At 58.2% G+C, this 22886-nt stretch carries 22 protein-coding genes and 1 tRNA gene; 9 read left to right on the top strand and 14 right to left on the bottom strand.

Annotated elements, in window-relative coordinates; translation table 11 throughout:
• Window positions 1–81 precede the first annotated feature (81 nt).
• The 4 genes from ACR0KM_RS03210 to ACR0KM_RS03195 form a co-directional block, all read right to left on the bottom strand.
• Window positions 82–1104 (bottom strand): adenylate/guanylate cyclase domain-containing protein, encoded by a 1023-nt coding sequence (locus ACR0KM_RS03210; RefSeq protein WP_480856632.1) that lies wholly within the window; start codon window positions 1102–1104, stop codon window positions 82–84.
• 3 nt (window positions 1105–1107) lie between these two features.
• Window positions 1108–1467, bottom strand: a complete 360-nt coding sequence (locus ACR0KM_RS03205; RefSeq protein WP_480819178.1) for a group I truncated hemoglobin — start codon at window positions 1465–1467, stop codon at window positions 1108–1110.
• Window positions 1468–1573: 106 nt separating this feature from the next.
• The gene (locus ACR0KM_RS03200) at window positions 1574–2404 is read right to left on the bottom strand and encodes a class I SAM-dependent methyltransferase (protein WP_480856634.1); all 831 of its coding nucleotides are present in this window, start codon (window positions 2402–2404) and stop codon (window positions 1574–1576) included.
• A 63-nt stretch (window positions 2405–2467) separates the two neighbouring features.
• Window positions 2468–3307: an alpha/beta fold hydrolase gene (locus ACR0KM_RS03195; protein WP_480856636.1), complete on the bottom strand. Its 840-nt coding sequence runs from the start codon at window positions 3305–3307 to the stop codon at window positions 2468–2470.
• A 259-nt stretch (window positions 3308–3566) separates the two neighbouring features.
• On the opposite strand from ACR0KM_RS03195, the gene ACR0KM_RS03190 reads away from it, so the two are divergent.
• Together ACR0KM_RS03190 and ACR0KM_RS03185 are read left to right on the top strand one after the other, a co-directional pair.
• On the top strand, window positions 3567–5798 hold the full coding sequence (locus ACR0KM_RS03190; protein ID WP_480819181.1) for a hybrid sensor histidine kinase/response regulator: 2232 nt from the start codon (window positions 3567–3569) through the stop codon (window positions 5796–5798).
• Window positions 5791–6504, top strand: a complete 714-nt coding sequence (locus ACR0KM_RS03185; RefSeq protein WP_480856638.1) for a response regulator — start codon at window positions 5791–5793, stop codon at window positions 6502–6504. Before ACR0KM_RS03190 ends, ACR0KM_RS03185 begins: the two co-directional genes overlap by 8 nt.
• 191 nt (window positions 6505–6695) lie before the next feature.
• Here the strand turns inward: ACR0KM_RS03185 and ACR0KM_RS03180 are convergent.
• A tRNA-Gln gene (locus ACR0KM_RS03180) sits at window positions 6696–6770 on the bottom strand.
• A 342-nt stretch (window positions 6771–7112) separates the two neighbouring features.
• Between ACR0KM_RS03180 and ACR0KM_RS03175 the strand changes: the two genes are divergently transcribed.
• Window positions 7113–7622 (top strand): ferritin, encoded by a 510-nt coding sequence (locus tag ACR0KM_RS03175; RefSeq protein WP_480856640.1) that lies wholly within the window; start codon window positions 7113–7115, stop codon window positions 7620–7622.
• Here ACR0KM_RS03175 and ACR0KM_RS03170 read toward each other — a convergent pair whose 3' ends face one another.
• A complete protein-coding gene (locus tag ACR0KM_RS03170; RefSeq protein WP_480856641.1) occupies window positions 7623–8144 on the bottom strand; it encodes an SH3 domain-containing protein in 522 nt (173 codons plus the stop codon).
• A 136-nt stretch (window positions 8145–8280) separates the two neighbouring features.
• Here ACR0KM_RS03170 and ACR0KM_RS03165 point away from each other — a divergent pair, with 136 nt between their 5' ends.
• The 4 genes from ACR0KM_RS03165 to ACR0KM_RS03150 all read left to right on the top strand — a co-directional run bounded on the left by ACR0KM_RS03165 (window position 8281) and on the right by ACR0KM_RS03150 (window position 14745).
• Window positions 8281–9267, top strand: coding sequence for a 2-hydroxyacid dehydrogenase (locus tag ACR0KM_RS03165; RefSeq protein WP_480856643.1), 987 nt, complete (start codon window positions 8281–8283; stop codon window positions 9265–9267).
• 18 nt (window positions 9268–9285) lie between these two features.
• Window positions 9286–10683, top strand: a complete 1398-nt coding sequence (locus tag ACR0KM_RS03160) for an FAD-binding oxidoreductase (protein ID WP_480856645.1) — start codon at window positions 9286–9288, stop codon at window positions 10681–10683.
• 81 nt (window positions 10684–10764) lie between these two features.
• Complete coding sequence (locus ACR0KM_RS03155; protein WP_480856646.1) at window positions 10765–12096, top strand: hypothetical protein; 1332 nt, start codon at window positions 10765–10767, stop codon at window positions 12094–12096.
• Between the two features lie 141 nt (window positions 12097–12237).
• Complete coding sequence (locus tag ACR0KM_RS03150; protein ID WP_480856647.1) at window positions 12238–14745, top strand: GcvT family protein; 2508 nt, start codon at window positions 12238–12240, stop codon at window positions 14743–14745.
• 115 nt (window positions 14746–14860) lie between these two features.
• Here the strand turns inward: ACR0KM_RS03150 and ACR0KM_RS03145 are convergent, their stop codons facing one another.
• Together ACR0KM_RS03145 and ACR0KM_RS03140 are read right to left on the bottom strand one after the other, a co-directional pair.
• Window positions 14861–15505 carry a DUF938 domain-containing protein gene (locus ACR0KM_RS03145; protein ID WP_480856648.1) on the bottom strand — a complete coding sequence of 215 codons (645 nt, stop codon included), beginning with the start codon at window positions 15503–15505 and terminating at the stop codon, window positions 14861–14863.
• A complete protein-coding gene (locus ACR0KM_RS03140; protein ID WP_480856650.1) occupies window positions 15502–16569 on the bottom strand; it encodes an NAD(P)/FAD-dependent oxidoreductase in 1068 nt (355 codons plus the stop codon). The genes ACR0KM_RS03145 and ACR0KM_RS03140 overlap by 4 nt, the downstream gene beginning before the upstream one ends.
• Window positions 16570–16722: 153 nt before the next feature.
• On the opposite strand from ACR0KM_RS03140, the gene ACR0KM_RS03135 reads away from it, so the two are divergent.
• Both ACR0KM_RS03135 and ACR0KM_RS03130 read left to right on the top strand, forming a co-directional pair.
• A complete protein-coding gene (locus ACR0KM_RS03135) occupies window positions 16723–17151 on the top strand; it encodes a hypothetical protein (protein ID WP_480819191.1) in 429 nt (142 codons plus the stop codon).
• Window positions 17152–17154: 3 nt separating this feature from the next.
• A complete protein-coding gene (locus ACR0KM_RS03130) occupies window positions 17155–18390 on the top strand; it encodes an HlyD family secretion protein (RefSeq protein ID WP_480819192.1) in 1236 nt (411 codons plus the stop codon).
• Between the two features lie 38 nt (window positions 18391–18428).
• Here ACR0KM_RS03130 and ACR0KM_RS03125 read toward each other — a convergent pair whose 3' ends face one another.
• The 6 genes from ACR0KM_RS03125 to ACR0KM_RS03100 all read right to left on the bottom strand — a co-directional run bounded on the left by ACR0KM_RS03125 (window position 18429) and on the right by ACR0KM_RS03100 (window position 22839).
• Window positions 18429–18797: a ribbon-helix-helix domain-containing protein gene (locus tag ACR0KM_RS03125; protein ID WP_480856652.1), complete on the bottom strand. Its 369-nt coding sequence runs from the start codon at window positions 18795–18797 to the stop codon at window positions 18429–18431.
• 15 nt (window positions 18798–18812) lie between these two features.
• The gene (locus tag ACR0KM_RS03120) at window positions 18813–19127 is read right to left on the bottom strand and encodes a muconolactone Delta-isomerase family protein (RefSeq protein ID WP_480819194.1); all 315 of its coding nucleotides are present in this window, start codon (window positions 19125–19127) and stop codon (window positions 18813–18815) included.
• Between the two features lie 31 nt (window positions 19128–19158).
• Window positions 19159–19554: a VOC family protein gene (locus ACR0KM_RS03115; RefSeq protein ID WP_480856654.1), complete on the bottom strand. Its 396-nt coding sequence runs from the start codon at window positions 19552–19554 to the stop codon at window positions 19159–19161.
• Window positions 19555–19726: 172 nt separating this feature from the next.
• Window positions 19727–20800, bottom strand: a complete 1074-nt coding sequence (locus tag ACR0KM_RS03110; protein ID WP_480819196.1) for a BMP family ABC transporter substrate-binding protein — start codon at window positions 20798–20800, stop codon at window positions 19727–19729.
• Between the two features lie 36 nt (window positions 20801–20836).
• Window positions 20837–21757, bottom strand: coding sequence for an ABC transporter permease (locus ACR0KM_RS03105; RefSeq protein ID WP_480530808.1), 921 nt, complete (start codon window positions 21755–21757; stop codon window positions 20837–20839).
• Window positions 21757–22839 (bottom strand): ABC transporter permease, encoded by a 1083-nt coding sequence (locus ACR0KM_RS03100; protein WP_480731257.1) that lies wholly within the window; start codon window positions 22837–22839, stop codon window positions 21757–21759. Before ACR0KM_RS03100 ends, ACR0KM_RS03105 begins: the two co-directional genes overlap by 1 nt.
• Between the last annotated feature and the right edge of the window lie 47 nt (window positions 22840–22886).

The following is a 22886-nucleotide window of genomic DNA, read 5'->3' as shown; positions in this document are numbered from 1 at the left end:
TTTTCGTGACGGGTGTGACGGAAACAAGACCGCATTGCGCCGCGACAAAGACGGTCAGGATCAGGCGGGGTATGCGACAGGTCAGCTTGCGTCGGTCAGGCGCCAGACATCATGCTCTCCGAAGCCGCGGATCAGTTTTGGCCCCAGGTCCTCCAGATCGAACTGGTCTTTGAGCACTTGGGCCACCTCGTCTTGTACGGTGATCGACATCGGATCAGAAAACTCCTGCAGCCGTGAGGCAAGGTTCACGGCGGGTCCGAATATATCGTAGACATATTTCTGGATTCCGACGACCGACCCCACGACCGACCCGGACGCCAAACCGATGCGGCAGCGCCATTGATGCGGGTGGCTCAGGTTCCGGCGGTTGAGATAGCGCACAAAACGTATGGCAGTGTTTGCAATCGCCTTGGCGTGATCCGGGGTCGGATCCGGAAGCCCTGCCACGGTAATATACGCGTCACCGATGGTCTTGATGCGTTCACAGCCGAACTGTTCGCCGATCCGGTCAAAAGCGCTGTAGATGTCATTCAGTTCGGTGACGGTCACGCTTGGATCCTGCGAGGCGACCATGTCGGTGAACCCGACAAAATCCAGCATCAGAACGGACACTGGATCATAAAGCTGCGGCGTGACCACGCCGAAGGTCTTGAATTCCTCGTAGACCGCGCGCGGCATCAGGTTCAGCAGCAGCTTTTCGACCTGTTCTTTTTCACGCTTCAGTTCGCGCGTGTTCCGTTCAACCATCATCGAATAGGAATCGATCATGGATTCCAGCTCTTTGATGCGGGTGATGTTCTGGCAGACAAGAACCAGAACGTCGTCATGCGCGACCGTAAAGTCGAGCGCGATCACCAGCGTCCTGCGTTTCTTTTTGAAGCTGATCTCAGAGGTATGCCGACCGGTCTCGGTCAAACTGTTCTCGACGGCACTGATTTCCAGATCAGGAAAAAGCTGCTGCAGCTCGTCTGATTGGGTATCGCTGCCGAACCATTCGTCAAACGTGTCATTCCGAAAACCGAACCGCAGCGTCCGGCGATCCAGAAGGGCAACACCGACGCCAATCGCGCGCAGCAGTTGTTCATTGATGGCTTCGATGGTCATGATCTACCTAACAATCAGGGGGCGTCGTTTCTCGAATTCCGCGACCACCGCCGCGATATCTTCTTCGGCGACATCGTGTTTTTTCAAAGCCCCGTGCAACACCGTTTCCAGTTCGTCGAAATGGGCATTCGTGATTTCCAGATGAGAATGCAACTGGCGCAGTTGATTGTCCGTGTAAGAGGCAGGACCACCCAGCAGCGACGCGATGAACTTGGTCTGGTGATCGACCATCTTCGTCATGTCCACATCGTCGAAGAACGGTCCGACCTCATCATTGTCCAGCAGTGTATCGTAGAATGAGATCACGATTTTGCTGATCTTGGAAAACCCGCCATACTTTTCGTATAATGTGCGTTCAACCATCGTTACGTCCTTTCTAACCAATACAAAACACATCCGTTCAGCGGTGCCTGGTGTTCAACGCATCCGGGCATGTTTGCCAGAACGCGTTGAATACCACGATATTGCGTCAGCGACGCTGTGCAATGATCTCGGCATATTCGGACGAGATGCACAGGGCGCCATTTGTGGATATATCGAATTTTTCGATCAAAGTCATAATGTCGCTGTGCAGGGCCGCCTGACCTGCGGGATCCAATGCATCAAATGCCTTTTGCATGGGGCCGTAAAAAGTGCGGAAATACTCGACAAAATGGTCTGCAGACCGGTAGCGGAACATGAAGTTCTTGCGCCGGAAAGAGGTTACTTCACACTCCGTGCCAAAAGCGTCTTCGATCCAGTCACGGCTGCCCCACAAGGCGGGCGAGTTCACGCCCGTTGGCGGCGGAACGTGTTTGCCAATGGTCTTGAAAAGCAGCCCGATAAAGCTGTCGGGTGTCCAGTTCGCCATGCCGATCTTGCCACCGGGTTTCACGACGCGCTGTAGCTCGGTTGCAGAGCGTTGCTGGTTGGGTGTGAACATTACGCCAAAAGTGGACACCACCGCATCGTAGGATTTATCCGAGAAGGGCAGGTTTTCGGCATCGGCAACCTTGTAGGTCACAAACAGACCTTCCGCTTTTGCGCGTTGGCTGCTGGCCTGCAGCAAAGTGTCGACGTAGTCTGTCGAGGTCACATCGCAGAACCGTCGGGCGAATGCCAAAGTGGCGTTTCCGTTGCCTGCCGCGACATCCAGAACCTTTGCGCCCGGAACCATATCCATCGCTTCGGCAAGCTCTTCGCCGGTTATCTGAAGTGTGACGCCGACCTTGCTGTAATCCCCTGACCCCCAGGCCGCATTCTGTTTTGCCTTGATGGCGGCAAAGTCGGTCGATGACGCGATTGATGATTGAATACCCATGTTTTCAGTTCCTTTTTTGTGTTTGCCGGTTTGACGCCAGCGGTTTCGGTGAGAACGAAGGGATCAGGCGGCGTGTTGCTGTGGCCAACTGATCGTTGCAACGGGCCGCTCTGCGCAGGCCACGTGTTCAAGGATGCGCGCATTGATCCACTCCGGCTGGAAAACCGGCGCCATATGCCCAAGCTCTGGCAGCAGCGCGATCCGGGCATTCGGCAGCGCCTTGGCAATGGCCACGGCAGCGTGCTGCGCGATATCGGGGGACTCCAGCCCTGTCATAACCAGCGCGGGCACTTCGATTGCGGTGAGGTCCTTCAACGCCCATGTCTCTGCAAAGCCATTGGCAAAATCGGACATGACGGACGTGATCAGACCGGCAAAGCGGTTTTTCGCTGCTGCAGGCAGGGTGTCCCAAAAGCCCCGGTGGTTCCAGAAGTCCAGAAAGTGCTGCATTCCGGCGGCGGCGTCTCCGTCAGCTGCGGCGGCGGTCAACAGACCACGCACCAAGCGGATTTGCTGGAACAGCTCTTGGCTGCGTTCGTTTCCGTGTTGAAGGAAATGAAAGGCCGCGGGCTCGTACAGCGTCAGGCTTTTGACAAGGTCTGGGCGCATCAGCGCGACCTTGATCGCGACACCGCCACCATTCGAGTGACCGACCAGATGCACGGGGCACCCGAAAGCTTCAATCTTGCGGATGACCGGCAGCGCGGAAACGGCCATACCCTGCTGAGAGGTATCAGCTGCCATCGGAGCAGCGCCATAGCCAGGCAGATCGAAGGCATGAACCTCAAAGCGCCCATCCAGATCCGAAGTCAGCTGGGCCCATTGGCCACTGTTTGAAGCGGAAGAATGCAACGCGACAATGGGTGCATTGCTTGTTTCAGAGGACATAAATGAAATGGTCATCGTTCTTACCCAATTGAATGTGTGATGGGCAATAAATGGCCTTTCATTGTTTCAATGTGATTTCTGAAAGCGGGGCCGAGTGTTTCAGTTGTAGCTCTGTGAACCAGGTCACACAGCGCGCTATCTGTTTCGAAATAAATCAGGAATTCGGGCGCGGCCGGCGGGCGGGCCTGCCGGATGAAACAATTGAAACACAACTGGCCGATTTTGAAATGGCATTGAAACAATGATATCTTAGAAAATCAGGATGACGATGGACATGGCGAACGATCTGGAAGAAATCGAGAAGGCGAGGGACCTTCTGCGCGATGCCATTGAATCCCTCAAGGAAGGCTTCGCCCTTTATGACGACGACCGTCGCCTTGTCATGTTCAACCAGCGATATGCGGAAATGAACAAGGGGGTCTCGGACTTGCTGCAGCCGGGGCTGGACTGGGAAATTCTGATGCGCGAGACGGCGCGCCGGGGCATCTATGCTGACGCGATCGGAAACGAGCAGCAATGGGTCTCGGACCGGCTGGAAAACGGGATCGAGTTCATTCAGGACTATGAACTGACCGAAACGGATGGGCGAACATATCTTGTTTCTGTTCACCCCACGAAATTTGGCGGCTTTGTCGTCACGCGCGAGGATATTACAGAGCGCAAACAGGCAGAGTTCGAAGAGCGTGACGGCGATCTTCTGATCCGCAAGGTTCTGGATGCCAGCGCGGCAGTCGTCACTATGGCGCAGATCGGAGATGGACAGATACTGTATCGCTCACCCGCTGCGCTGCAACTGTTCGGCCCCTGCAAGTCTGCAAAAGAACATTACCGTAATCCTGAAGAGCGCGCGGATTTCGTCACGCTGTTGCTGGCGGACGGGCGCGTTGACGATTACAAACTGGATCTGGTGAACGCCTCGGGCAAAACCTTCCCTGCGTCAATTTCTTCGCAGTTGATCGACTACAAGGGTGAAGAGGTTGTTGTCACCAGCATCATTGACCTGACCGTCCAGAAGGAAGCCGACGCGCTGATCCGGCAGGTCATGGAGGCCTATCCGGCCGCGATCAACATGACCCGCGCGGATACCGGCGAGGTGCTTTTTGCAACGCCTGAGATCAAGGATTTGTTTGGTGAACGCGATAGTTCGACGTCATATTATGCCAATCCCGGGGATCGAGAGCTTTATCTGAAAGACCTGCGACAGGCCGGGGCGCTCAGGGATCGGCGGATGCAGTTCATCGACGCAACCGGGCGCAAGTTCTGGGGTGCGGATTCTTCGCGTTTGATCGAATTCAATGGCGAAGAGGTCATCGTGTCGAACACGCGCGATCTTACGGATGAGTTGGCCGTTGAAGCAGAGCTTGAAAAGCAACGCGAGCTGGTTTTCCAAAACGAAAAGATGTCGGCACTCGGCGAGCTGCTTGCCGGCGTGGCGCATGAGCTCAACAACCCGCTATCGGTGGTTGTGGGGCATGCGCTTATGCTCAAAGAAGAAATAACAGACCCGGATTTGACTGCCAGAATAGAAAAGATTGGTACGGCGGCAGAGCGGTGCGCGAAGATCGTCAAAACATTTCTTGCGATGGCGCGTCAGCAACCAAGCAAAATCGAACAGGTCGATATTGCAAGCCTCATCGAGACCGCCGCTGATGTGGCAGGCTATGGCAGTTCGTCGGGTGAAGTCCGCATCGAACAGAATCTGCCTGCGGATTTGCCGCCGATTGCGGGCGATGCCGATCAGCTGACCCAGGTCGTCCTGAACCTCATAATAAATGCAGAGCAGGCCATGACCGCGTCAGGTGTGGGCGATCGGATCGTGTTGTCGGCCAAGGACCATCCCGATACCGCAATGGTGGAACTTACGGTCGAAGACAATGGACCGGGCATTCCCCGCAACATTGCCCCCCGGATTTTTGAACCGTTCTTCACCACCAAAGAGGTTGGCGATGGAACGGGCATCGGCCTGGCGTTTTGCCACCGGATTATCCTGTCGCATGGCGGTCATATCCGCCTTGATCAGGGCGCAGGAGCCGGCACCCTTTTCCGGATCACCCTGCCCGCCGCCATGCAAGAAGATCACCAAGCAGAAGAGGCCAGCCAACCTGTACCCGAACCCGCAAGACACAGGGCGCTGGTAGTGGATGATGAGGTCGAAGTGGGCGAGTTGCACGCCGAAATTCTGAGAAAAGAGGGGCTTCAGGTCGATCTTGCCACATCCGGAGAGGACGCGTTGATGCGTTTGCAGTCCACCAGATACGATGTGCTGCTGAGTGATCTGAACATGCCGGGCGTGGATGGCCGCAAGATCTACGAAGCGCTGCGGGACCGCTTTCCTCATATGCTGGCGCGAACCGCTTACATCACCGGCGACACGATGGGAGAGAGCTCGTTGGGTCTGTTGCAGGAATCCGGTCTGCCTTACCTTGAAAAACCTGTCTCTCCGTCAGAGCTTCGGACACTCGTTGCAAAGCTGCTTGCCGATCAGAAGGACCAACAAGATGGATGAAACCAAAACCCACGTTCTGGTCTGCGATGATGAGATTGATGTCCGCGAAATGCTTCAGGAATATCTCAGCAAACGCGGCCACACCGTCTCGGCCGCGTCCGGCGGTGAGGAGTTGCGGGCGATTGTTTCGGCAACCGACGTGGATGTCATTGTCATGGACATCAATATGCCAAAAGAAGATGGCCTTTCGATCCTGCGCTCGCTTCGACCGGAAAACACCACGCCTATCATAATGCTGACTGCGGCGGGTGACGTCGTTGATCGGATTATCGGCCTTGAAATGGGCGCTGACGACTACCTGGGTAAACCGGTCGATCTGCGTGAGTTGGAGGCCCGGATCAAGGCGTTGCTGCGGCGTGGCGCGCTCAATGCCTCGGTTGCATCTGTCAGCTCGGACGGTGGCTGCGCAGTTTTCGGCCAATACACGCTAGACACCGAGGCGGCGAAACTGCTTGCACAGGATGGGTCAGAGATTCAGTTGACCGCGATGGAATACAGGCTGCTCAAGGTCTTTGCTGACAATCGCGGGCGTGTCCTGAACCGTGATCAACTATTGGAGCAAGCACACGACCGGTCTTGGGATCCGTTTGACCGAAGCATAGACATCCGGATTTCAAGACTGCGGCGGAAGATCGAAGCCAACCCCGAAAAACCCGAGATCATAAGAACGGTCCGCGGAATCGGATATCTGTACGATCCGAGTTAAAGACCTTCACGCGTATCGGAATCGGGTTGCGCCTCAACACCGATTGGCTCGCCCTGTCGCGGCACGCTACGCTAAAGACAGCGTATTATTCCCAGCACAGCGACACAGCGGACGCCCAACAAGGAACATCGCGAACAGTTCCCGCCGAATCTTGAGATCGGTACGAGAGCGTTGATCTGTCGTGAGATAGATGGCTGGGGTGGTAGGATTCGAACCTACGATACACGGTACCAAAAACCGCTGCCTTACCACTTGGCTACACCCCAACGGTGAGCGGCTATCTACGACTGTTGGTTTCAGGGTTCAAGAGCTTTTTTGGACAAAATTGGCATGGACCCGGAAATTGCTTTTACGCAAGCGCCTGTGCCGATGCGCTTTGATCCTGCGGCGGGCAACAGGGTTCCCGAGGTTCCGGGTCAGGGTGTCTTTCGAGCGGGTATATTGATCGCTTAAAACAGATTCCCGCGCGAAACTGCGAGTGATACTCAATGGCGAAAACACTTGGTTAAGATGATGTTTTTGCGAAAAAATCTGGCACCTTATGTTGAGGCCAAGCCGCCGACGCCCTATCTTTGTTGCAAACGCCATCCAGTCCGAAGGAGCAAGCGATGAAACTGAATGCAAGAGTCGCCAAGGCGCTGAACAGTCAGATCAACACCGAGCTGCATGCCTCGTATACCTATCTGGCAATGTCCGCCTACTTTGAGGCGCAGGATTTACCGGGTTTTGCCAGTTGGTTTCGCGCGCAATCAGCCGAAGAGGAAACGCATGCCATGCGGATCTTCGACTTTATGGTGAAGCTGGGCGCTCGGGTTGAACTTGATGGGATCGCCAAGCCACAGGCGGACTACCTGTCCGCCGTTGATGTGCTTGAACAGGCACTGGCGCAGGAACAGACAGTGAGTGGGCAGATCAATTCTCTGTTTGCTTTGGCGCAGGATGAGAAAGAGTTCAGTACTCAGAATATGTTGAACTGGTTTCTGGCCGAACAGGTCGAGGAAGAAGATGTGATATCTTCGATTCTGGACAAGGCAAAGGCGGCGGGTGACAACCGCTGGAACCTTCTGCTTCTGGATCAGGAATTGGGCCAGCGGGGTGGCGCAGAAGCTGAGGCCTAGCTAGTCGCGGATCTCGCTTGGTTCTACCCCCCAAAGGTTGCTTTTAAGGGTCCAGCCGCGATATCCGCCCGCCGAAATGCGGCACCAGTCGAGGGTGCAACTGCCCAGGCGGGCCACGACCCCGGTTTCGAAATGTGCATTCACTTGCGAGTTCGGGTCAGGGTTGGCGTAAACCGGCAGCATGTCGGATTCGATCAGGACTGTGCGCACACCGGACAGCAATGCATAGTGGACCCAGCCGCCGGCGCCGTCGCGGTCCTGGACCTTGCGCCAGTTGCCGTACTCGGCCGTGATCTGCAGCGGCATGCCACGCCGTTTGAACACCCAGTCGATTCGATGGGTCAGCGATGGGCCGCGGCGCACGTTGCCCTCAGCCGCTTTCATAGAGACGTAGCGCGGCAGCGGCAGATTCGTGACAGGGCCGCGTGTGCCCTGTGCGAATGCGGTAGCCGCAGCAAACGCCAATACAAACGCTGCAACCCCCGCCACCAAACGGCGTTTCACTGAAAACCTGACACTCACTGCCTGCTCTTGCTGCCTGTTGACCGTGTTTCGAAAAAAGGTCGGGCCTTTGGCCCTTGGGGTTCTTGTGCCCCGTGTCATCCTGCGCCACGATGCCATGGCGCGCGACTGTTTGCAAAGCGGTAGGAGGGCTGAGGTGCCAAGAGAACGTCTGAGTGTTGTCGTTACGCGACGGTTGCCCGAGGCAGTGGAAACCCGGTTGAGTGAGCTGTTCGACGTGCGCCTGCGCGACGACGATACCCCCATGACGCGCGATCAACTGGTTGCGGCGGTGAAAGAGGCCGATGTGCTGGTGCCGACCATCACCGATAAGATCGACGGTGGCATTCTGGGGCAGGCGGGGGAAAATCTGCGCCTGATCGCAAACTACGGGGCGGGCGTCGATAACATCGACGTGGCGACGGCGCGGCAGCGGGGCATTCTGGTCTCGAACACGCCCGGCGTGTTGACCGACGATACCGCGGACATGACCATGGCGCTGATCCTGTCTGTGACTCGTCGCATCCCCGAGGGGCTGGGCCTGATGCAAAAGGGTGATTGGGAAGGCTGGGCGCCGACCGCATTGCTGGGGGGGCGGGTTGGCGGCCGTCGTCTGGGCATTCTGGGCATGGGCCGGATCGGGCAGGCCGTGGCGCGGCGGGCCAGTGCGTTTGGGATGCAAGTGCACTACCACAATCGCCGCCGTCTGCGCCCCGAGATCGAGCAAGAGCTTGAGGCCACTTATTGGGACAGTCTGGACCAGATGGTGGCGCGGATGGATGTCATCTCGATCAATTGTCCCTCGACGCCATCTACCTTCCACCTGATGAACGCGCGGCGGCTGAAGCTGATGAAGCCTTCGGCGGTGATTGTGAACACGTCGCGTGGTGAGGTCGTGGACGAGAATGCGCTGACCCGGATGATCCGCGCGGGTGAGATCGCGGGGGCGGGGCTGGATGTTTATGAACACGGCACGGATGTGAACCCGCGTCTGCGGCAATTGCCCAATGTGGTCCTGTTGCCGCATATGGGCTCGGCCACGCTGGAAGGGCGGATCGAGATGGGTGAGAAGGTAATCATCAATATCAAGACCTTTGAAGATGGCCACCGGCCGCCGGATCAGGTCGTCCCGGCGATGCTCTAGGCCGGAAGGGGAAAGACGATGGCGCAGGCATCTACTTTGCCACGCAATGAGGCCGGGATTGAAACGGCCGTGGGGATACTGAAGCAACGGTTCGGGGATCGGCTGCAAACCGGTGCGGCGATCCGCGAACAGCACGGCCACACCACCACCTGGATCGAGAACCAGAGCCCGGATGCCGTGGTGTTTCCACACTCGACCGAAGAAGTTGCCGAAATCGTCCGAACCTGCGCCGCGCATAAGGTGCCGGTGATCCCGTTTGGCACCGGCACCTCGCTTGAGGGGCATGTAAATGCGCCCGCTGGGGGCGTGTCGGTGGACCTGAGGCAGATGAACAAGGTTCTCGCCGTCAATGCGAGCGATCTGGATTGCACCGTGCAGCCCGGCGTGACCCGCACCGAACTGAACACGCATCTGCGCGATCAGGGGCTGTTTTTTCCCATCGATCCGGGGGCTGATGCCTCGTTGGGTGGGATGGCGGCGACACGTGCCTCGGGCACCAACGCGGTGCGGTATGGCACGATGAAGGACAACGTGCTGAGCCTTGAGGCCGTTATGCCCGACGGGCAGATCATTCGCACCGGTCACCGGGCGCGCAAATCCTCGGCAGGTTACGACCTGACGCGCCTCCTGATCGGGGCCGAGGGCACGCTGGGCATCATCACCGAGATTACCCTGCGGCTGCAGGGCATCCCTGAGGCGATCAGCTCGGCCCGCTGTTCTTTTCCATCGGTGGATGCGGCCTGTCAGGCGGTGATGATGACCATCCAATACGGCATTCCGGTCGCCCGGATCGAACTATTGGATCAGATGTCTGTCCGTGCGGCCAACGCCTATTCCGGGCTGACACTGCCGGAAACGCCCTTGCTGCTGCTGGAGTTCCATGGCTCGGAGACAGGCGCTGCCGAGCAGGCCGAAACCTTCGGCCAGATCGCCGAAGAGTTCGGAGGCACGGATTTCGCCGCGACCTCGACCACCGAAGAACGCACCAAGCTGTGGCAGGCGCGGCATGATATGTACTGGGCCAGCCTGCAGCTGCGCCCCGGTGCGCGCGGGATATCGACCGATGTCTGCGTGCCGATCTCGCGTCTGGCCGAATGCGTCACGACGGCTCAGGACAAGGCGCAGGAACTGGGCTTGCTGGCCCCGATTGTCGGCCACGTGGGTGACGGGAACTTCCATACCTTGGTGCTGGTCGACATGGACAGCCCGGCCGAAGTCGCGGCAGCGGACGAATTTGTCGGCTGGCTGAACGATCTGGCGATTTCGATGGACGGTACCTGCACGGGCGAGCATGGAATCGGTCAGGGCAAGCGCCCCTATCTGGTCAAGGAATTGGGCGCGGCCACGGCCTATATGTCGGCGATCAAGGCGGCGTTGGATCCTGATAACATCATGAATCCGGGCAAGATTCTCTGACCATTCGGTTGGCACACGGCCATAACAACGCCTCAATTATATGTGAATGATCCGCGCAAGAGCAGTTTTTTGAGGTCATTCATGGGCGCGTTGCGTTTTGTTGGATTCCTGTTGGTTGCCGTAGTGGTGATAGCGGGTCTGGATTACTACCAGCAGGACAAGAAGGTTGATGATCGTCTGTCCCTTCAAGGGTATGTCGACACCATAAATCAACGCTTCAATCTCTATCGGGTCGAGCTTGCCGCGGAAGAAGTCGCGCGTGAGCGGCAGAAGCGTTGGAAAGAGGGGCCAAAGCCATATCTTCCAACGACGGGCGATGGTTGGGTGCGTCGGGCAATTGTCGACGCAGACTATGCCCGTGATGCCCGCGAAGGGGTTTTGCAGAGCAACGTAAGCGAGGCGGCCCGCCCCCTGGCCCAAAAGCTGGCCGTGCAAGAGGCTGAGCAGCTTGCAATCAAACTCGATCGCACCAGCGCCGTTTACGAGGATGGCACCCACACCGTCTGGCTGCAGATGCGGTTCAGGGCAAATGCGCAATCGAATACGCTGGTCGGCAATCTTGCGATGACTATGGATGGTCTGGGCACCGGTTCCCGCGATTACGCCCCGTTTGGCATTGTCGGAGGCGTAGCCTACTTCCAATTTGCGCAGAACAAATACAGCCCGATCACCGTTGACGACCGCTCGTTCTGGTCAATGGTGACCGAGAGCATCACGGATCTGGAATCTGAACCCAGCTTTGACATCTACAAAGCGACAATAGGATTGGGGGAAGAAATCCGCCTGCAACTTTACTCGGATGCCCCCGCGCCAAAGCTGCGCAGCTTCCTCAAGCGCCTGAACTATGACGAATTGAACGCGTTACTCAGCAAGCCGGTGCCGGGCGTTGGCGATGGGGCGGTCTCCGACCCCGAGCGCGAACGCGAGGTCGCGGCAGAGATGGCCGGCTTGCGCAATGAGTTCACCAAACTGCGCCGGGAATTGGCGCAATTGCGGCTTGAGAATATCGATGAGCTTTCCCTGATGGCGAACACGCTGGCCAACCAGTATGGGCTGCCGGACGGTGCGTTCGATCTTACTGCCAACAGGATCGATTCGTCCGAAGATCTTGTGCAGGTCGGATACCGAAAAGGGTTGGCGGATATTCTGGAAGACCAAGTGCAGAAAGCAGAGGGTGGCAAAGGCGGCCTCATCGGGCGACTTCTCGCAAGCTTTGGTGTTGGTGATTCCGAGTCCGATGAGGTGGAGCCATCAAACAAGGGCGGCGGGTTCCTAAGCGGGCTGATGTCGGGCTTTGGCAAATCGGACTCGAATGAGAAAACGGCGGTCCGCGTCAACAAGGGTGGTGCGGGTTCGGGCAGCGAATGCCTGATGAACGGGTCGTCCAAACGTTGCACGCTTGGCGGCGGATAATCCACGAGTCAGAGCCTACAAAAGCGACCGGGCACATCTGCCGGGTCGTTTTTTTTATATCACTGGTCGGATGAATGTCGCGCCGGGGGCCGCAAATGCGCCATATGGTGTCAACTGAATTCAAGGGGGAGACACCCGGCTATGAAAACCCAAGTCAAAGCACTGGTCGTTGGCGGTGGCGCCGTCGGCACCTCGATTGCCTATCACCTGGCCAAGGCAGGCTGGGACGATGTGATGCTGATCGAACGCGATGAGCTGACGTCCGGCTCCACCTGGCACGCAGCTGGCCTGCTGCCGCTGTTCAATATGTCCTATGCGACAACCCACATCCATAAATACTCGGTTGATTTCTACAAGCAGCTTGAGGAAGAGACCGGCCTGAACGCGGGCTTCGCCGTTGTCGGCAACCTGCGCATGGCGCAGACGCAAGAGCGTATGGACGAATACATGCTCTATGCCTCGACCGCCGAGACCTGCGACGTTGCCTATGAATGGCTGACCCCCGAGCAGATCAAGGAACGCTGGCCACTGATCGAAACCGGCGACCTGAAGGGTGCGATCTATCATACCGAAGATGGCTATATTAACCCTGCTGACGTGACCCAAGCGATGGCCAAAGGTGCCCGTCAACGTGGCGTCGACATCGTTCGCAAGATGCAGGCGGATGCCTTCCACTGGAACGGTACCCATTGGGAAGTCACCTGCACCAAGATGGTCGAGCAGGGCGGCAACCTTGTTCCCTCGGATGAGCAGGTCGTCATCACCGCCGAGCATGTCGTGACCGCATCGGGCAACCACGCTCAGCGTACCGCCAAGATGCTGGGCATCAAGATGCCCGCGATCCCGGTTGAGCACACGTTCATCGTCATGGACAAAGACCCTGAGCTGGTCAAATGGCGTGAAGCCGGTAACCCCGAGCACCCTGTTGTGCGTGACGCCGACAACGAGTCCTATGCGCGTGAAGAACGCGGTGGCTGGATTCTGGGTATCTATGAACACGGTGCACCTGCGCGCTTTGAACATGGTGTGCCGGACAGCTTCCGCGCTGACCTGTTCCCGCTGGATATCGACCGGATCGCGGATCAGTACATGGCGATGGCCGAACGCGTGCCCTCCTGCGCCGAATCCGGCCTGAAAGACGATTTCAACGGCCCGATCTGCTACACCCCGGACGGCAACCCGTTGGTTGGTCCGGCTCCGGGTCTGCGCAATATGTGGCTGGCCGAGGGCTTCAGCTTCGGGATCACCGCCGCAGGCGGCACCGGCTATTATCTGGCGCAGATGATGGTCGATGGCGAAGCCGAGATCGACATGGCCTCACTGGACCCCAAGCGCTACAGCAGCAACTGGATGACCACCGAATTTGCGGCCCGCAAGAACGAAGAGTGCTATGAGCACGTCTACATCCTGCACCACCCGGATGAAGAGCGTGAAGCCTGCCGTCCTCTGCGGACTGTTCCGGCCTATGATCGCCAGAAAGCCCGCGGCGCGCAGTTCGGTTGGGTCAACGGTTGGGAACGTCCGAACTATTTCGGCCCTGTCGATGCGCCGGACAATTTCGACAAGGAAAGCCGTTCGTTCCGCCGTGGTGGCTGGTGGCAATATGCCGTCGAAGAGGCCAAAGCGATCCGCGAAGGCGTTGGCCTGATCGACGCGTCGGCCTTTACCAAGCACGTCGTCAAAGGCCCCGGTGCGACCCAGTTCCTGGATTGGTTCACCTGCAACAAGCTGCCCAAGGTCGGTCGTATCAACCTGACCTACGCGCTGACCTCGCACGGCACCACCCGCACCGAATACACCATCGTGCGCAACGGCGAGAACAACTACTACATCGTCTCTGCCGGTGCCTGGACCGAGTATGACGCCGACTACCTGCGCAAGGCGGCCGAGGACAAGATGGAAGAGTTCGGTTACATCGAAATCCAGGACGTGACCACTCAGTGGGGCGTCTTCGCCATCGCCGGACCCAAGTCGCGTGACGTTCTGAAAGAGGTCATCAAGGACGCCGATCCGAAAACCGCGCTGTCGAACAAGCGCTTCCCGTGGCTGTCGGCGCGTCAGATCGAACTGGGTATGTGCCCCGTGAACGCGATCCGCGTGGCTTATACCGGTGAGCTGGGTTGGGAATTGCACCATCCGATCGAAATGCAGAACTATCTGTTCGACCTGCTGGAAAAAGCCGGTGAGAAGCATGGTATGAAGCTGGTCGGTGCGCGCGCCCAGAACTGGCTGCGTCAGGAGAAATCCTATCGCGCTTTCGGTACCGAACTGGGCCGCGATGCGACCCCGTTGGAGGCCGACCTGCCGCGCTTTGTCGACCTGTCGAAAGACTTCTACGGCAAGGCCAAGCTGGAAGAGACCGGTGTGCGCTTCAAGTGCTGCACCCTGCTGATCGACGGACCAGACGATGCCGACCCATGGGGCCGCGAGGCGCTGTATACGCCCGAAGGTCAGCGCGTTGGTCGTCTGACTTCGGGTGGTTACTCGGTGGCGTTCGAGAAATCCATCGGCATGGGCTATGTGACGCCTGATCTCGCGGTTGAAGGCACCAAGCTGAAGGTCAAGATTCAGGACAAGCTGTGGGATGCCGTGGTCACCTGCGACAGCCCCTACGATCCGAAGAACGAAACCATCCGCAAGGACGGCTGATACCAAAAATGACCGGGGCGGCGCGTGTGAATGCGCCGCCTGCGGCGACGCATACCTCGGGCGGCGCCACCAAGTCTGCGTAAGCAGGGTTCCATTGGCGCGATGCTGCGGTGATTTATCGTTTGGAAACAAACGCCAGGTTGTTTGCTGGCAGTTCGGCAATTTCGACTACGTCTAGCCCGCTGTTTTGCAACAGGGCAACGACGTCGGCATCATTCTTGTAGCCGATATCCGCGTCCTGTTGAACGAGGGCGTCGTGAAAACGCCTGTCCCCCTCGCTGGTCAACTCTCCGGCACGCATGAAAGGGCCGTAAAGAACAAGGCGACCGTTGGGCTTCAGGGCCAAAGCGGCCTCGGCGATCAGCACGTTCATTTCGGCATGGCTGATCAAATGCAACAGGTTGATCAGAACGATCAAGTCTTGCGGTTCAAGCCGGGAATGCCAGTCGGGGGATGTCGCGTCCAGATGGACCGGAGCTGCCACGTTGGCTTCGGATTCGGTATAGGCACGGATGCTTGCGCGGCGTTCCTCGGTGATCTCGCTGGGCTGCCAACGTAAATCCGGCAGTGTCTGGGCGAAGGCAAGAACGTGCTGGCCCGTGCCGCTTGCAAGTTCCAGCGCGTGCCCCGATCTGGGGGCGACACGATCAAGCAAATCACAAAGAATGGCCGAATTCCGGGCGGCGGCGGGCGCAATAAGTCTGTTACCTTCCCCTTCGGTGGCGACGCTGGCATTCGAAGGCAACTTACGCTTGGTCATTGGCGGAGCCTTTCGGGCTGTAGTGCTTTAACCGTTGTCGCGCCAATTTGTGGCGCGGTGCCGCTTACCAGATCGGCCACAAGCTGCGAGGCGGCGGGCGCTGTCTGAAAGCCGTAGCCGCCTTGCGCGGCGGACCAGATAAACGACTGATCTGCGGGATCTGGTCCCAAAACCAGGGTGCCGTCCGGGGCAAAGCTGCGCAAGCCTGCCCAGTTGCTCTCGACGCGCACGACAGGTTCGGTCACCATCTCTTCGTAGCGCGCGATCCCAGTGGCCAATACCATATCGTCGGCATAGGCGTCGTGCGGCTCGGTCGGTTCGGCCTCGGCTGGCGAGATCAGCAATTTGCCCGCATCCGGCTTGGCGTACCAGCTTTCCCCAACCCCCAGCATCATTGGCCAGTTTCTGACATCATGGCCCCCCGGCGCCGGGATACGCGCCATTGACCGACGGCGCGGAGAAATGCCGATAGGATCAACCCCGGCCATGCGGGCGATCTCATCCACCCAGGCACCTGCGGCGTTCACGATGTGGCGTGCTTCGAACGTTTGCTGGGCTTCGATGATCCAGTGACTGGTTTTTGCGAGACGCACGACGTTCTGGCGGGTCAGAACCACGCCCCCGTTTGCCCGGATCTCGCGGGCAAAATCCTGCAAAACGCGGTCGGTGTCGATATCCCGGGCGTTTTCACTGAGTGCGGCGCAACTCAGCACCTTGGGATTCAGAATCGGTACGCGCTGACATGCATCTTCAATCGATATGGGACGCGCGCCAAGATCTGCGGCGTCTTCGGCGAATTGATCGCGCTGATGCTGAGACCCGACCAACATCAAACCGCGCTGTGTCAGATAGGGTCCGTTCTCAAAATACGATCTGCTGGCTTTGCTCAGTTCGACAACAGTCGTCGGGCCATAGCCTTCTTCGAACATCGCGGCAGATCGGCCCGACGCATGGTATCCCAGCGCATCCTCGGCTTCGAGCACGGTGACAGAGCCAAGCTTGGACAGGCGGGCCCCGGTACTTAGCCCGGCAATGCCGCCGCCGATTACCAGAAAGTCGATCATGTGTGCTCCTGTCCGGTGGGGGTTTTAGCGGTGGGGTCGCCAATTCATCTCATGGGCGGACCATTGCACGGGTATCGCGTCGCGAAAAGACTGAAGTCAAGAGCATTGGAAACTTGATCGCGCGGCTTCAGACTGGTTTTAGTGCACAGTGTAATGGATTTGGAGACAGACGTGACCCCGGCAGACCTTCACCCAATGGCGACGGGCCATATCCCGTCTTACGTTACGCAGGCGGACGGCAGTGATTTTCTGTTCACGTTCATGCTGCTGTTTACCGTTGCAGTGGTGATACTGATCGGAGTGGGGTATTTCACGCTGCACTCGATCCCCGAAAAAATGGCGCATGAAAACAATCATCCGCAATTCCAGCTGGTTGGGATTCTCGCGCTGCTTGCGCTATTTACGCATAACGGAATCTTTTGGGTTGCCGCGGTACTGGTGGCGGGTTTCCAGTTTCCTGATTTTGCCGCCCCTTTGCGATCGATTGCTGACGCAATCCGGTCGCTGGCTCCGGGGCAGACGCCGGTGGCGGAGCCCGAGCCTGAACCCAAGCCGACAGAAGCAGAAGCACAGGGGCACTGAACTATGATCGAGACGATACTGTGCGCCCTTGTTACGGTGCTTCCCGACTATCTGTTCCGCCGCTTTGTGCAAGGCAAGCGGATCGGGCATGAGATTACCCTGTTTACCATGTGGTACGAACTGCGCTGGGGCCTGACCACATGCGCCATTCTGGCGCTGACGGTGATCACTACGCTGTTTTATTTCCATCCGTCCAGCTCGACCGCGGCGTCTTATTTCCGGACCGTCACGATCCTGCCCCAACTGGGTGGGCGTGTGTCCGAGGTTTATGTGCGCAACAATGAAGTGGTGACAGCCGGTCAGCCGATTTTCCGGATCGAGGATTTCAGCCAGACCGCTCAGGTCGAGGCTGCGCATGCGCAGATCGCGCAGGTTCAAGCTTCGTTGAAAGTGGCCGAAACTGATCTGGCCGAGGCCGACGCTGGGATCGCGGGTGCCCGCGCTGCGCTGGATCAGGCTCTGGAGGATCTGGAGCGCAACACCACCTTGCGCGACGAAGGGTCCAGCGCTGTGCGTCTGGCCGAGATCGAGCGGCTTGAGAACCTTGTTGAAGAACGCGAGGCGAAGGTGGTTGCGGCGCAGTCGCAGCGGGCCGCTGTTGTCCAGCAGATCGAAGAACTGATCCCTGCGCAATTGGCCAGCGCCAACGCACAATTGGATGCTGCCCTGACCGAGTTGGACAAGACGGTGATCAATGCCGGTGTGACCGGTCGGGTCGAACAGTTCGGCCTACAGGTTGGCGACTATGTCAGTCCGCTGTTGCGGCCGGCCGGTATTCTGGTGCCCTCGAACCTGGGTCGCGACCGGTTTCAGGCCGCGTTCAACCAGCTGTCTGCGCAGGTCATCAAACCCGGCATGATCGGAGAGCTGGGGTGTATGACCAAACCCTTCACCGTGATCCCGGTCGTTGTGGTCGAGGTGCAGGACGTGATCCCCTCGGGTCAGTTCCGCCCCTCGGATGAATTGCGGGATGTTCAGAACAACACCAATCCGGGCTCGATCCTTGTTTATCTGGAACCGCTCTACAAGAGCATGGCCGACGATGTACCGCCCGGCAGCAACTGTCTGGCCAATGTTTACACCGACAACCATGAAAGGCTTGAGCATGAGGATCTGGGCTTCTGGGAAGCTGCATTCCTGCATGTGGTCGACACGATTGGTGTTGTCCACGCCGCGGGTCTGCGCCTGCGCCTGATCCTGATGCCGGTGAACACGCTGGTGCTGAGCGGTCATCACTGAGGACTAGAATGCGGTCGCGCGGGCGTTGCGCGACCGCGCTACAATTGGGGCGCGCTTTTATCCCGCGCGCTGTTTTCCAGCGATAAGATGTCTGCGGCGGGCAGTAGCGACAGATTGACATGCGCCTCGGTCGGGATCAGGCCGCGCAGCTGCAGGTCCAGATACCTCAGGCAGCAAACCCGCAAAAACGACGTGAAGTTCCCCAGGTCATGCCCGGCATCAAGGCTTTCGTTGTACAGTTTATGCAGCAGCTGAGGCACCGTCAGAGTGTCTCGTGCGCCAATGGTTTCCAGCGTGCGCCAGAACAGCTCTTCCAGGCGCACGCTTGTGACCATCCCGTCCATCCGGAAGGATCGCGTATGCGACGCCCAAAGCGCCGGATCGGCATCGATAAACAACTGGCACATTGGGGTCCTCCGTCTTTAGCGTCCCAGCCGTTCTTTCACATCGGCTGCAAAATCCTCGTATCGGCGCAGTGATTTCACCTCGACCGTCACATGGTGGCCCATTTTCTGCATGATGGGCAAATCAAACAGGATACGATCCAAGGTGTCGGGGTCTTCGACATCGACAATCGCGGTGACCTTGCGCTCGCCCACGACCTTCCACAGGTCTTTGACAACCCCCGCTGATTTAGCACCCAAAGCCGCTTCGGCTTCTTCGGCCCAGATGCCCAGAAGACCCTGCTGGGCCATGCTGGCATCGTATTCGACGTTAAAATTCAGTTGGTAAAGCATCATATCCTCCGCTTGGTGCTTTTTGAAGTTTTCAGGTAAAACGACCGCCCTTTTCGATGACTTCGACCTGATATCCATCGGGATCGGCGACGAAGAAAAACCGTGCGACACGGGTGCCGCCCGGCTGAAAATCGACGATATTGTTGGGGGCTCCACCAGCCGACGCGACCTGCGCATGGGCGGCTTCCAGATCGTCGACCACAAATGCGATGTGGCCATAGCCATCGCCTAGCTCGTAGGGGTCTGTGCGGTCTTTGTTGATGGTCAGCTCAAGTTCAAATGCCGAGCCGTCGGACACCATATAGACCAGCGTAAAACCTTCAAAATCCAACCGATCCCTGATTGTCAGCCCAAATGCGGATTCGTAGAACCGGACCGAGCGGTCCTCGTCCATCACCCGGATCATACTGTGCGCGAGTTTTGCCATATCTCACCTCCTGCATCTTTGTAACGAAGGAGGGTTCGTGAGTGGTATTAAGCGCTTAATACGCGGTGATTTTCGGTTTAAGCATCTGGCCTAAAATGAAATTTAGTCCATTTGGTGTCATAAAAAAAGCCCGCGACAAGGCGCGGGCTTTCCAGATGCTGTGCTATGGCGGTTATTGCGGAATTTCGCCTTCCAGCCCTTCGACGTAGAAGTTCATGCCTGCAAGTGTGCCATCATCGGCCACTTCGCCCTCGGCCAACCAGTCGCTGCCGTCCTGCTTTTTCAGCGGACCGGTGAAAGGATGATATTCACCAGCGGCCATTGCTGCCTTCATCGCAAGGGCCTCTTCCTTGACGTCTGCGGGTACGCGGTCGCTGATTTCACCTATCTCGACCATACCCTCGGCGATGCCATCCCAGGTGTTCACGGTTTCCCATGTTCCATCCATGACCGCCTGCGTGCGGGCGATGTAGTAGGGTGCCCAATTGTCGATGATCGAGGAGACGCGCGGGAACGGGGCGTATTCGCTCATGTCCGAGGCCTGACCAAAGGTGACAACGTTGCCCGCCTCTTGTGCAGCCGCCTGCGGCGCGGTCGAGTCGGTGTGCTGCAGGATCACGTCCGCGCCCTGTTCGATCAGTACGGTGGCGGCGTCGGCTTCTTTCGCCGGATCGAACCAGGTGTAGGCCCAAACAATCTTGAACTCGACATCCGGGTTCACCTTCTTGGCGTGGATATAGGCCGAGTTGATGCCGCGGATCACCTCAGGAATCGGGTAGGAGCCGATGTATCCGATGATGTTCGATTCAGTCATCTTACCAGCGATATGGCCCTGAACCGCACGGCCTTCGTAGAAGCGCGCCGAATAGGCGGAAACGTTCGGGGCGGTCTTGTAGCCAGTCGCGTGCTCGAACTTCACATCCGGAAATTTCTTGGCCACGTTTATGGTGGGGTCCATGTAGCCGAACGAAGTGGTGAAGATCAGGTCAGCCCCTTCCAGCGCCATCTGGGTCATCACACGTTCAGCGTCGGGGCCTTCAGGTACGGATTCGACGAAAACGGTCTCAACCTTGTCGCCAAAATGTTCTTCTACCGCCTGACGGCCCTTGTCATGCTCATACGTCCAGCCGCCGTCTCCCACAGGGCCGACATAGACGAAGCCGACCTTGGTCTTGTCTTCGGCCATGGCGCCTGTCGCCAGACCCAACGCCATTGCGGCGCTTGCCATTAGTGTGGTGAATTTCATGTGTTACTCCCCAAGTTGGTTTGGTTCAGTTGGCCCCTAGTGCGAGGCGTGGAAAGTCCGGCCCAATGCGGCAGGTGCGCTGCTCTTGTCGGCCGAAAGGATCACAAGCACAAGGATCGTGATGATGTAGGGCGACATTGCCAGATACTCGACCGGAATGGCAACGCCCGCTGCCTGCAAATTGAGCTGCAGAACGGTGATGCCGCCGAACAAATAGGCACCCAGCAAGGCGCGCCATGGTTTCCAGCTGGCGAAGACAACAAGCGCCAGCGCGATCCAGCCGACACCCGCGGTCATGCCCTCGGTCCATTGGGGCACCCGGATCAGGCTGATATACGCACCGCCCAGGCCCGCACAGGCCCCGCCGAACAGGATCGCCATGATGCGGATCTTGATGACCTTGTAGCCAAGCGCGTGTGCCGCATCGTGATTTTCGCCCACCGCGCGCAGGATCAGACCAACACGAGTGTATTTAAGGGTGGCCCAGACAGCGGCGGTCAGCGCGATACCGACATAGAGGATCGGGTCATGCTGAAACAGGATGGGACCGATCACCGGAATATCACTGATCACCGGGATATGGATGTCAGGCATATCGGGCGGTTTCACACCAACATAGCTCTGTCCCATCAGGGCGCTAAAGCCGAGGCCGAACAGGGTCAGCGCAAGCCCGCTTGCCACCTGGTTGGCCAATGCGACCTGTGTCAAAAGCACAAACAGCAGCGACAGAACCGCGCCGCCGATGGCCGCTGCGACAAAGCCCAGCCAGGGTGATCCGGTTTCAACCGAGATCGCAAAGCCGCTGATTGCGCCCACGATCATCATCCCCTCGACGCCAAGGTTCAGAACGCCCGCTTTTTCGACGACCAGCTCTCCGATCGCGGCCAGCAGCAGGGGGGTTGCAGCCACCATCAACGAGGCGACCAGAAGGACGGGATTGATTTCACCAAGGTCCATTACGCTACCTCGCTACGGGCCGCACGGATGCGGTAGTTTGTCAGAAGATCGAAGGCCAGCAGGAAGAACAAAAGCATCCCCTGAAACACCTGAATGGCAGCGGCAGGCAGGCCCAGTTGCGACTGGGCGATCTCACCACCAATGTAAGTCAGCGCCATCAGGCCCCCGGCCAGCAGGATACCCACCGGATGCAGACGGCCCAGAAAGGCCACGATGATCGCGGTAAAGCCGTAACCTACGTTAAAGTCGATGCTGACCACGCCCGAAGGTCCCGAGACCTCGAACATCCCTGCCAATCCGGCCAGAGCGCCGGACAGACCCAGACAGAACAGGATCAGCCGCGCCGGGTTCACACCCGCGAACTTGGCCGCGCGGGGCGCTTCACCCGTCAGGCGGATGTGAAAGCCCAGCATATGCCGGTTCAGCAGAACATAGGCAAAGATCACCGCGATGAGGGCGGTGACGACGCCCCAGTGCATCCCGGACCCCGCTATCAGCTCGGCATTATGCGCGCTGTCATAGGATTGCAGGTTGCGCGAGCCCGGAAACCCAAAGCCCTCGGGGTTTTTCAACAGGCCCAATGATACCGACGCCAGCATCTGCTCGGCCACATAGACCAGCATCAGCGACACAAGGATTTCGTTGGTCCCGAACCGCACCTTCAGGAAGGCGGGGATCATCGCCCACAGCCAACCACCAAAGGCCCCCGCAATCACCATGATCGGAAAGATGTACCACGCGTCCAGTGGGTAGAAGGCCAGCCCGGCACCGGCACCAAAGATGGCACCCATGATGTACTGCCCCTCGGCCCCGATATTCCAGATGCCGGCGCGAAACCCCAGCGACAGGCCAATGGCGATCAACACCAAAGGCGCGCCTTTCACCAGAAGTTGCGGGCGGTAGTAGAACGCAAACTCGCCGAACAACGGTTCCCAGAAGATGGTGCCAATGGCCTCGACCGGGTTCTTACCCAGAATGGCGAACAGAATGCCGCCAAACACCATCGTGGCGATCACCGCCACCAAAGGGGTCGCGTAAGACCACGCCTTCGACGGCTGAGGCCGTTTCTCCAACACAATCATCCGCGCATCCCCCGCCCGTCTTCATCTTTTTCCAAATACTCTCGCCG

The sequence above is a fragment of the Ruegeria sp. G10 genome, from assembly GCF_056533645.1.
The sequence above is the reverse complement of the archived record's forward strand: the minus strand, read 5'-3'. Positions and strand labels throughout refer to the sequence as shown.